The organism is Streptomyces sp. GbtcB6 (assembly GCF_019091475.1).
GTDB classification, from domain to species: domain Bacteria; phylum Actinomycetota; class Actinomycetes; order Streptomycetales; family Streptomycetaceae; genus Streptomyces; species Streptomyces hyaluromycini.
Genome location: NZ_JAGXJL010000115.1, coordinates 1 through 9,019, shown reverse-complemented (window position 1 = coordinate 9,019; position 9,019 = coordinate 1). Strand labels below are relative to the sequence as shown.

The 9,019-nt window shown below is 72.0% G+C and carries 9 protein-coding genes; 3 read left to right on the top strand and 6 right to left on the bottom strand.

Annotated elements, in window-relative coordinates:
• Together KVT45_RS54010 and KVT45_RS54005 are read left to right on the top strand one after the other, a co-directional pair.
• A partial coding sequence (locus KVT45_RS54010; protein WP_217562323.1) for a hypothetical protein occupies positions 1-207 on the top strand: 207 nt, incomplete at its 5' end.
• Between the two features lie 93 nt (positions 208-300).
• Positions 301-1,830 carry a GMC family oxidoreductase gene (locus KVT45_RS54005; RefSeq protein WP_217562321.1) on the top strand — a complete coding sequence of 510 codons (1,530 nt, stop codon included), beginning with the start codon at positions 301-303 and terminating at the stop codon, positions 1,828-1,830.
• A gap of 232 nt (positions 1,831-2,062) precedes the next feature.
• On the opposite strand, the gene KVT45_RS54000 is transcribed toward KVT45_RS54005, so the two are convergent.
• The 5 genes from KVT45_RS54000 to KVT45_RS53980 form a co-directional block, all read right to left on the bottom strand.
• Positions 2,063-3,283: a low temperature requirement protein A gene (locus KVT45_RS54000; RefSeq protein ID WP_217562319.1), complete on the bottom strand. Its 1,221-nt coding sequence runs from the start codon at positions 3,281-3,283 to the stop codon at positions 2,063-2,065.
• A gap of 122 nt (positions 3,284-3,405) precedes the next feature.
• A complete protein-coding gene (locus KVT45_RS53995; protein WP_217562317.1) occupies positions 3,406-3,858 on the bottom strand; it encodes a MarR family winged helix-turn-helix transcriptional regulator in 453 nt (150 codons plus the stop codon).
• A gap of 107 nt (positions 3,859-3,965) precedes the next feature.
• Positions 3,966-5,258, bottom strand: coding sequence for a glycosyltransferase (locus tag KVT45_RS53990; RefSeq protein ID WP_217562315.1), 1,293 nt, complete (start codon positions 5,256-5,258; stop codon positions 3,966-3,968).
• Between the two features lie 140 nt (positions 5,259-5,398).
• Positions 5,399-5,875 carry an MEKHLA domain-containing protein gene (locus KVT45_RS53985; RefSeq protein ID WP_217562313.1) on the bottom strand — a complete coding sequence of 159 codons (477 nt, stop codon included), beginning with the start codon at positions 5,873-5,875 and terminating at the stop codon, positions 5,399-5,401.
• A 67-nt stretch (positions 5,876-5,942) separates the two neighbouring features.
• Positions 5,943-7,370: an aldehyde dehydrogenase gene (locus KVT45_RS53980; protein WP_217562311.1), complete on the bottom strand. Its 1,428-nt coding sequence runs from the start codon at positions 7,368-7,370 to the stop codon at positions 5,943-5,945.
• 120 nt (positions 7,371-7,490) lie between these two features.
• Here KVT45_RS53980 and KVT45_RS53975 point away from each other — a divergent pair, with 120 nt between their 5' ends.
• Complete coding sequence (locus tag KVT45_RS53975) at positions 7,491-8,102, top strand: TetR/AcrR family transcriptional regulator (RefSeq protein ID WP_217562309.1); 612 nt, start codon at positions 7,491-7,493, stop codon at positions 8,100-8,102.
• 15 nt (positions 8,103-8,117) lie between these two features.
• On the opposite strand, the gene KVT45_RS53970 is transcribed toward KVT45_RS53975, so the two are convergent.
• Positions 8,118-9,019: thiamine pyrophosphate-dependent enzyme (locus tag KVT45_RS53970; RefSeq protein ID WP_254648713.1), on the bottom strand; the 902-nt coding region annotated here is incomplete at its 5' end.

Here is a 9,019-nt window from a genome sequence, read left to right as displayed (position 1 = left end):
CGCGACTACGACGAGATCGAGAAGACGGTCCTGCTCCCCCTCGACCCCGGAGCGCACGGCGAGCGGATCCCCGCCCTGCTCGCGGAGTTGCGGCGGCTGGACCACATCGGCATCGACCACGTCATCGGCCCGGTCCGCGGCGCCGACCAGCACGCCGCGCTGCGGCTGCTGGGCGAGCGCGTCGTACCGGAAGCGATGGGGATCTGACCGGGCCCACCATGACGACACCGACATCGACACTTATCCCGACCATTTTATTTGCTTGCCAAAGCACTGTTCAATTCTGAAGGAGAGACGCAGATGAGCACCCCGAGCGAACACCCCGCAGCGCACGAGGCCGATGTCGTCATCGTCGGCGGCGGTTCCGCGGGCGCCGTACTCGCCGCCCGGCTCAGCGAGGATCCACGGCGCACGGTCCTGCTGGTCGAGGCGGGCCCCGACTACCCCGCCGACCGCGTCCCCGAGGGACTGCTGACCCCGCACCTCCTGGCCGACCCCGACCACGACTGGGGCTACACCGCGCGCGCCACCGACCGCGCTCCGAGCATCGCGGCCCCGCGCGGCCGGACCATGGGCGGCAGTTCCGCGGTGAACGCCGGTGTGGCGATCCGGGCGCGCGCCGCCGACTTCGCCGCCTGGGCGGAGCGCTACGGCATCAAGGGCTGGTCGTACGACGACGTCCTGCCGGTCTTCCGGGACATGGAGAACACCCCCGCCGGCGACCCCGCCCACCACGGCCGCACCGGTCCCTTCCCGATCCGGCAGTGGACCTACGCCGAACTCACCTCACCGACGCAGGCGTTCGTGGACAGCGCGGCGGGCCTGGGCTTTCGGCGCAACGACGACTTCAACGGCGAGCGGCAGGACGGCACCGGCGCCTACCCGGTGAACATCGTGGACGGAGTGCGCCAGAGCACCGCCCTGGCGTATCTGACGCCGCAGGTGCGCAACCGTCCCAACCTGACCGTGTTCAGCGACGTCACGGTCGACCGGGTGCTGGTCGAGGACGGCAGGGCGCGTGGTGTCGTCAGCGCGTCGGGCACGGTCTTCCGGGCCGGTGAGGTGGTGCTCAGCGCGGGCTCGTACGGCAGCCCGGCCATCCTGCTGCGCTCCGGCGTCGGCCCGGCCGCGGACCTGCGGGGCCTCGGCATCGAGGTGGTCGCCGACCTGCCCGTCGGCCGCCGGCTCCAGGACCACCCGTTCTTCCACTCGCTGTTCGCGCTCGCGCCCGAGCACCAGACCATGACGTCCGCCTTCGCCGCCCACCTCTGGCTCGCCTCGCGCGAGGCGCGCCCCGGTGAACTGGACCTCGCCGTCGTCGGCGTGCACCTGCTGGACGGCTCCTTCAGCCCGACCGGCGGCGCGATGGTGATGTCCGCCGCCCTCACCCGGCCGGAGTCGCGCGGCTCGGTCCGGCTGGCCGGCCGTGACCCGTACGACGCCCCGGTCATCGACGACAACTACCTGGCGACGGACCGGGACCGTCGCCGCATGCTGGAGGCCGTGCGGCTGGTGCGCCGCCTCGCGGGCAGCGCGCCGCTCGCCGGTGCGGTGGCGGCGGAACTGGTGCCGGGCGCGGCCGTGGGCGACGACGAGCTGGCGGCGGCGATCGAGAGCGGCATCGCCACCTACGGGCACCCGACGTCGACGGTGCCGATGGGCGGGCCCGAGGACCGGTGGGCCGTCGTGGACGAGTCCGGTGCGGTCAAGGGGCTGTCGGGGCTGCGGGTGGTGGACGCCTCGATCATGCCCGAGGTGCCGTCGACGGTGACCAACGCCACCACCATCATGATCGCCGAGCTCATCGCCCGGCGCGTGTACGGAAACTAAGTCCACCGGCACCCCGGCGAGGTACCGACGACCCGCCGGGGCGCCGGCGATCCGGCGAGGTGCCGACGGCCCACCGGGGTACCAGCGATCCGCCGGGTTACCGACGGCACGTCGGGGTGCCGGCGATCCGGCGAGGTGCTGACGGCCCACCGAAGTACCGACAGCCCGCTGGGATACCGGCGCCCCGGCGAGGTGCCGGTGATCCGGTGCTCCGGCCTCTGGCCTTGTGGGTTCAGAGGACCGCTGTCTCGTCCCGGCTCAGTCGGTGGGCCACGGCGAGTCCCCAGGGGATGCCGAGGAGGGCGACGAGCGCGAGTCCGAGGAGCAGGGGTGCGGGACGTGCGGCGCCCAGGGCCACGACCACGAGGGCGACGGCCAGGCTGGTGCGGGCGAGCGGCCGGTAGAGGTCCCGCTCGTCCCGCCAGGCCTCCAGGCCGGTGGCCAGCAGCATCGTCCCGGTGAGGACGACGGCCACGCCCCCGCACAGCACCCAGGCGGTGGCGGCGGGCGTCCGGCCGGCGTGGGCGTGCTCGACCAGGCCGACCATCGCGGCGCCCATGGCGGTCACCGCGGCCGTGAGCGGCAGATGGGTGAGCATCCACCCGGCGGTCACCGTACGCGTGCGCCGGGGCGGCCGGTGGCCGGCGAAGTCGAAGTACGTCCACCAGGCGCCGAAGCCGACCACCACGGCCACCAGTCCCACCGCGAGGCTCATGGCGGTGGTCGGCTCGCCCGCGAGGCCGTCCACGACGCCCGTCACGGTCTCGCCGAGCACGATGATGATGAGCAGCCCGAACCGCTCGACGAGCGCCTCGGTGAGGGCGAGCGCCGACTCCTGGGCCGGAGCGGCCGCCAGGGTCATCCACGCGAACCCGCCGAGGTAGGCGAGGACCAGCAGGCCCCAGGTCAGCAGCCGGGTGTCGGCGGGTAGTCCGGCGCTCCCGAGGAGGACGGCCGCGCAGGCCGCCGTCCCGATGACGTACATCCGGGTGGGCTTGCGGAACTCCGCGGAGCTGCCGCGTCCGGCCAGGAACCAGAGCACGGCCAGGACCGCGAACAGGATCCCGGCGTTGACCGCGAAATGGGCGCCCTCCGCGCCGCCGGCCTTGGGGATGAACGCGCCCAGCGGGACGAGGACGAGGATCTGCAGGAGGAAGAGGCTGCGGCCCCGGGCGTCGTCGTGGCCGTGCAGGTCGTGGTGGAGCGTGCCGTTCAGCCAGGCGGTCCACACCAGCGCGAACACCACCGCGAACTCGCCGAGCCCGTGCCAGGTGAGATGGTCCGCCAGGTGGTGCGCGGCCTGGGCCACCAGGACGACCACGATGAGGTCGTAGAACAGTTCCAGCGGGCCGACCACCCGGTGCCGCGGCTGCTCCCCGTGGGCGCGCGGCGGCCGCCACAACTGCCGGCGCAGCCGGGCCCAGGTCTCCCGCCCCTGCGGTCCCGAGGTCATGCCGGCGGTCTCGGCCGAGGTCGCTCCTGCATGGCTTCTCCCCGGGGTCGTGGTCCGGCCGGAGCCGCACAGGAACGTCTGTTTGACGTTTGTATATTAGCGGGAGGCTTCGGCGGGGCGGCTCAGTCGAGCTTCTCGACCACCGCTTCGAACTGCCGGACCATGGCGGGCACCGACCGGCCGTCGAGCAGGTCCACGACCCGCTTGCGGGCGCTCGCCAGGTGCACGGGGTAGGCGTCCCGGAGCCGCTTCAGCCCCTCCGGGGTGAGGGTCGCGACATTGCCGCGGGCGTCCCCCTCGTAGCGCCGCTTGACGACCTGGCCGCGGCTCTGCAGCGCGTCCACGACACGGGTGATGCGGCTGGCGGAGAGGGCGGTGGCCGAGGCGAGGTCCGTCATACGGAGTTCCTGGTTCTCGGCCTCGGAGAGGTTCATCAGGACGACGTACTCGGTGAGCGTGAGCCCTGTGGACCGCAGCAGGTCGTCGTCGAGCGAACGGGGCAGCGCGACGATGACGCGCATCAGGGCGCGCCAGAAGCGTTCTTCCTGGGCGGTCAGCGGGTCTTCTGCGCTCATTTGAGCAGAATAGCGTGCTCAAGCAAGGAATCTCAACCCGATATCGACCTTCCGGTCCACGTCAGGGGCTGTCCGGCGGTCAGCCGGACAGCCCCTGACCGAGGCACTCAGGCCTGCTCGACGATCTCCGCGATGACGTCGAAGGGGTGGTACTCGGCGTACTGGCCCTGGATCTCGGCCGCCCGCTTGCGGTACCGGGGGTCGCCGAGCACCTCGTCGACGGCGGCGCGCAGGGCGGACACCTCCGGGCGGGCGGTGCGCAGGTTGACGCCGGTGCCGGACCACTCGACCCGGGCGGCGACCTCGGGCTTGTCCTCCGTCTCACCGCCGACGACGAGCGGGACACCGTGCCGCAGAGCGGTCTGGACCCCGCCGTAACCGGCGTTGGTGACCAGGACGTCGGCGAACGGCAGGAGCTCCTCGAAGGGCACGAACCCGGCGAGGCGCACGTTGGCGGGGACCTGGCCGCCCATCTCCTCGCGCACCAGGTCGGGGCCGTCGGGGCGGGCCGTGGCGGCGACGACGGTGACGTCGGCGTCGGCCAGCGCGCGCAGCGTGGGGACGACGAGCTGGGACAGGTCGCCGTTCTCCACGGTGCCCTGGGTGACCACGACCACCGGCCGGCCGGACGACAGCTCCGCCCACCAGGCGGGGCGTTCGAATTCGCTGTCGGAGGCGGCCGGGAGGGGGCCGATGAAGCGGAAGCCCTCCGGGGCGTCGCTGCGCGGGTACTCGAAGGCGGGCACGGTCAGCTGGAGCAGGAGGTCGGGGACCGTGCACATGGCGTCGAAGATCGGCCCGGGGAAGGTGACGCCCATGGAGGTGAAGACGCCCTCCACGTACTGCTGCGCGTCGGCGAACATCGCCCCGACCTGGGCGCGCATGGCGTCGTAGCCGGCGCGCTCCTCGTCGGTGGTGGGCGGGAGCAGTCCCGGCCCGAAGGGCGCGGTGTCGGCGCTGGCGAAGGGGGGCGGCGCGATGCCGATGGTCATCAGGAGCGGGCGCTGCTCCCGCGGGGCGCGCAGGACCGTCGCCAGCGTCCACAGAGACAGGAGTTCGCTGATCACCACGGTCGCGGGGAACTCCGCGAGCAGTTCCTGCAGGCGCCGGTCGTGGAGTGGCGCGGGGTCGGCGGCGAAGTGCTTGAGGTCGAACGATATGCGCTCGAAGGGGGCGAGTGCGTCGCGCTCGGGGAAGGCGGCGCTGAGGTCGGCGCCGTCGAGGTCCGCCTCGGCCGGGTACGGGACGAATCGTGCGCCGGTCCTGCGGACCCGGTCCTCGAACCGGGTGCCCGTGTAGAAGAGCACCTCGTGCCCGCGCTCGGTCAGGTCGGCGGCGATCGCCGCGAGGGGCAGGACATGGCCCGGTACCGGGGTCGCTGTGACAAGGATCTTCGCCATGGTCTCGTTTCTGGGCAGGCCGGACCGCAGTCCGGCAGCATCTATTTGCTTCAACAAGCAATATAGGGAGGCGGCCTTCGGGCTGTCGAACATTTCGCGGAACTCTGCGCGTGTCGCGCGCAGTTGTCCCTAACGCAGCGTCAGATCTCACTCCAGGAACGGAAAACCGCCGCCTGACCGTGACAAGTACCGTCCGCCTCAAGGAGGTTCCACATGGTGACGTCCTCTATCCAGAACCTCCGGCCGGACCCGGCTATTCGCACACCCCGGTAGCCGGAGGCGTATCCGCGGGTCGCCACCGATCGCACGAAGGCGTCCCGGTCGCCCTGCGCGTCCGGGTCGGCGGACAGCCGGGACGGGAGCCGTACGAACTCCTCCCACGGGTACTCGAAGCACTTCTGGGCGGTGGTGTTCGCATAGATGAAGACCGGATCCGGCCCGGCGCCGTGCGCGAGCAGCCCGAAGGGCGCGTCCCCGTAGAGCCAGCGGGCCGCCTCGCCGGCGTCCTGGAACGCGGTGGGGCACAAAGGGGTGCCGGTCAGCCGCTCATGGCTGGACAGCAGGAGGTGCGCGAAGGCCGGGCTCCGGCTGTGCTCCGCGTCGTGGGCCGTGACCATCAGTGTCTGCCTTTCGTCGAATTCCGAAAGGATGGTTCCAGACGGGCGCGGCCGCCCGGCCACCGCGTCACCACACCTGCTGGTCGTCCTGGAGGCGTACGGCGACGAACTTGGTCTGGGTGTAGTGGTGCAGCGCCTCCAGGCCCTTCTCGCGCCCGTACCCGCTGTTCTTGTAGCCGCCGAACGGGCCCTCGACCATCATGCCGGGCGGGTAGGCGTTGACGTAGACCTGCCCGGCCTGCAGACGGGCGGCCACCCGGTGGGCGCGGGTCACGTCACCGGTCCAGACGGCCGCGACCAGGCCGTAGTCGGAGTCGTTGGCGAGGGCCACCGCCTCCTCCTCGTCCTCGAAGCGCAGGACGGCGAGCACCGGACCGAAGATCTCCTCGCGGGCGATGCGCATGTCCGGGGTGACGTCCGTGTAGACGGTCGGCTCGAAGGTCCAGCCGTCCCCGGTCGGCCGGCCGCCGGTGAGGAGGGTGGCGCCGTCCTGCTCGGCGATCTTGAAGTACTCGTTGACCTTGTCGTACTGGGCGCGGGTGATCGCCGGCCCGTAGGTCTCCCCCGGCGTGATGTGTGTCAGCACGGTCCGTACGGCCGCCACGAACTCGTCGTGGATCCGCGCGTCGACCAGCAGCCGGGTGCCCGCCATGCACGACTGGCCGCCGTTGGGCAGGAACGCCTCGACGGCCCCCTGGGCGGCCTTGGCGAGGTCGGCGTCCGCGAAGACGACGTTGGCCGACTTGCCGCCCAGCTCCAGCGTGAGCGGGATGACGCGGTCCGCGGCGATCCGGCCGATGTCGCGGGCGGCGCGGACCGACCCGGTGAACGCCACCTTGCGGACCCCGGGATGGCCGACGACCGCCGCACCCACGGTGTCCCCCGTGCCGGTGACGACGTTCAGCACGCCGTCGGGCAGACCGCATTCGGTGGCGATGCGGGCCAGCCGGAGCGTGGTGGCCGAGGTGAACTCGGACGGCTTGGCCACCACGGTGTTGCCGGCCGCGAGGGCCGGGGCGATGGAGCGGGCCGCCTGGTTCAGGGGCGCGTTCCACGGAGTGATGACACCGACCACGCCGAGCGGCTCGCGCCGCGTGTACGCGTGGAAGCCCGGCCCTATGTTCACCACCTCGCCGCCGGGCAGGTTGACCAGGCCGGCGTAGAACTCGAAGTAGCGGGCGGCGCCCTCCACCTCCAGCGGGGACTGCCAGGCGGGCTTGCCGGTCTCGGCCGACTCCAGCTCCGCCAGAACGGCGGCCTCGTCGCGCAGCCGCTCCGCGACGGCGGCCAGCACCCGCCCGCGTTCGACCGGCTGCCGGTTCCACCAGCCGTCGACCGCCCCGGCCGCCGCGGAGACGGCACGCGCCACGTCGGTGGCGTCACCGAGGGCGATCTCGTGCACGACCTCGTCCTGTCCGGGAGAGGTGGACGGCAGCCAGCGATCGGATGCCGGGTCGACTTCCACGCCTGCGATCCAGTGGCCGTAGCGCTTCATCGGCGCGCTCCTCAATGACGAGTGATGGGACGAGGGAGGTGAATGAACTTTCATTCACTCCGCACCCTACCTCTCCGCCTTGACAAGATCGAGTGACTGAACGAAGTTTCACTGGTGACCATGCCCCCCTCTGCGACGGCCGACGAGACACCCCTGCGCCGCAAGGTGATGGACGCCGCGCTGGAGTTGTTCGACGAGCGCACCTGGGACGGCACGAACGTGCCCGAGATCGCGGCCCGGGCCGGGGTCGCGGTGGGCACGATCTACCGCTACTTCCCCAACAAACAGGCGCTGGGCGAGGCGGTCTTCACCGAGGCGAAGGCGGCGTTCGCCGACACCGTGGTCACCGACGCCGTGCGCGAGGCCGATCCGGTGACCGCGATCGGCCTCGTCTGGCGGCACCAGGTCGCGTTCGCCCTGGCCTATCCCCAGGCGTTCTCGTTCCTCGAACACCAGGTGCACGGCTCGTATCTGCGGCCGCAGGCGTACGAGGTCGTCGACCGGCTCGACGCCGAGCTGGTGGAGATCCTGCGGGCGGCGCAGACGGCCGGTGCCGTCCGCGCCGGCGATCCGCAGGTGCTGCTCTCGATGGCGTTCGGCGCGTTCGTCGGGGTCACCAAGCACTCACGCGCCTCGGGGGTCCCGCTCGGCGAGTACGACCTGGAGGGCGTCCGGGAGGCCGTGATGAGCCTGATCGGGCTCACCGGCCCCGGCTCCCCCGACGCCGCCTAGGCCCCCCGGGGCCGCTCAGGGCAGGTGGCGCACGACGTTCGTGCGGGCCAGTTCGAGGAGTTCGTCACCGCGTCCGGACAGTACGGTCCGGGCGGCATAGAGAGCGACGCCCCTGACCTGGTCGAACTTGATGGTGGGCGGGACGGACAGCTCCTGCCGGGCCGTCATCACCTCCACCAGGGCGGGGCCCGGGTGGGCGAACGCGGTGCGCAGCGCCTCGCCGAGGTCGGCCGGGTGCTCCACCCTGCGGCCGTGGATGCCCAGGGCGGTCGCGACGTCGGCGAAGTTCGGGTTGTCGAGGTCGGTCCCGAAGTTCACCATGCCCTCGGCCTTCATCTCCAGCTCCACGAAGCTCAGGGCTCCGTTGTTGAAGACCACGATCTTCACCGGGTGCCGCTGCTGCTTCAGGGTGATCAGGTCGCCGAGCAGCATGGCCAGTCCGCCGTCCCCGGACAGCGCGATCACCTGCCGGTCCGGGAAGGCCGACTGGGCGCCGATCGCCTGGGGCAGTGCGTTCGCCATGATGCCGTGGGTGAACGAACCGATCAGCCTGCGGCGGCCGTTCATGGTCAGATAGCGCGCCGACCAGATCACCGGGGAGCCCACGTCCGGTACGAACACCGCGTCGTCGGCGGCGAGTTCGTCGACGACCCGGGCCAGGTACTGCGGGTGGACCGGGGTGCGGTCGTGGTCGTCGACAGCGAGCCGGTCCAGGGCGGCGCGGGCGCCGGTGTAGTGGTCGCGGGCCGCGTCGAGGTGCCGGGAGCCGGTCCTGGGGGCGAGCTTCGGGAGCAGGGCCCCGACGGTGCCCCGCACGGTGCCGACGAGCGGCAGGTCCACCCGGGTGCGCCTGCCGATCTGCTCGCCGCGCACATCCACCTGCACGGTGGTGGCGTGCTCGGGCAGGAACTGCCGGT

Bases quoted from the DNA above. Each gene is read 5' to 3' on its own strand.
- KVT45_RS54005 (WP_217562321.1), top strand. From the start codon at position 301: ATGAGCACCCCGAGCGAACACCCCGCAGCGCACGAGGCCGATGTCGTC.
- KVT45_RS54000 (WP_217562319.1), bottom strand. From the start codon at position 3,283: ATGACCTCGGGACCGCAGGGGCGGGAGACCTGGGCCCGGCTGCGCCGG.
- KVT45_RS53995 (WP_217562317.1), bottom strand. From the start codon at position 3,858: ATGAGCGCAGAAGACCCGCTGACCGCCCAGGAAGAACGCTTCTGGCGC.
- KVT45_RS53990 (WP_217562315.1), bottom strand. From the start codon at position 5,258: ATGGCGAAGATCCTTGTCACAGCGACCCCGGTACCGGGCCATGTCCTG.
- KVT45_RS53985 (WP_217562313.1), bottom strand. From the start codon at position 5,875: ATGGTCACGGCCCACGACGCGGAGCACAGCCGGAGCCCGGCCTTCGCG.
- KVT45_RS53980 (WP_217562311.1), bottom strand. From the start codon at position 7,370: ATGAAGCGCTACGGCCACTGGATCGCAGGCGTGGAAGTCGACCCGGCA.
- KVT45_RS53975 (WP_217562309.1), top strand. From the start codon at position 7,491: ATGCCCCCCTCTGCGACGGCCGACGAGACACCCCTGCGCCGCAAGGTG.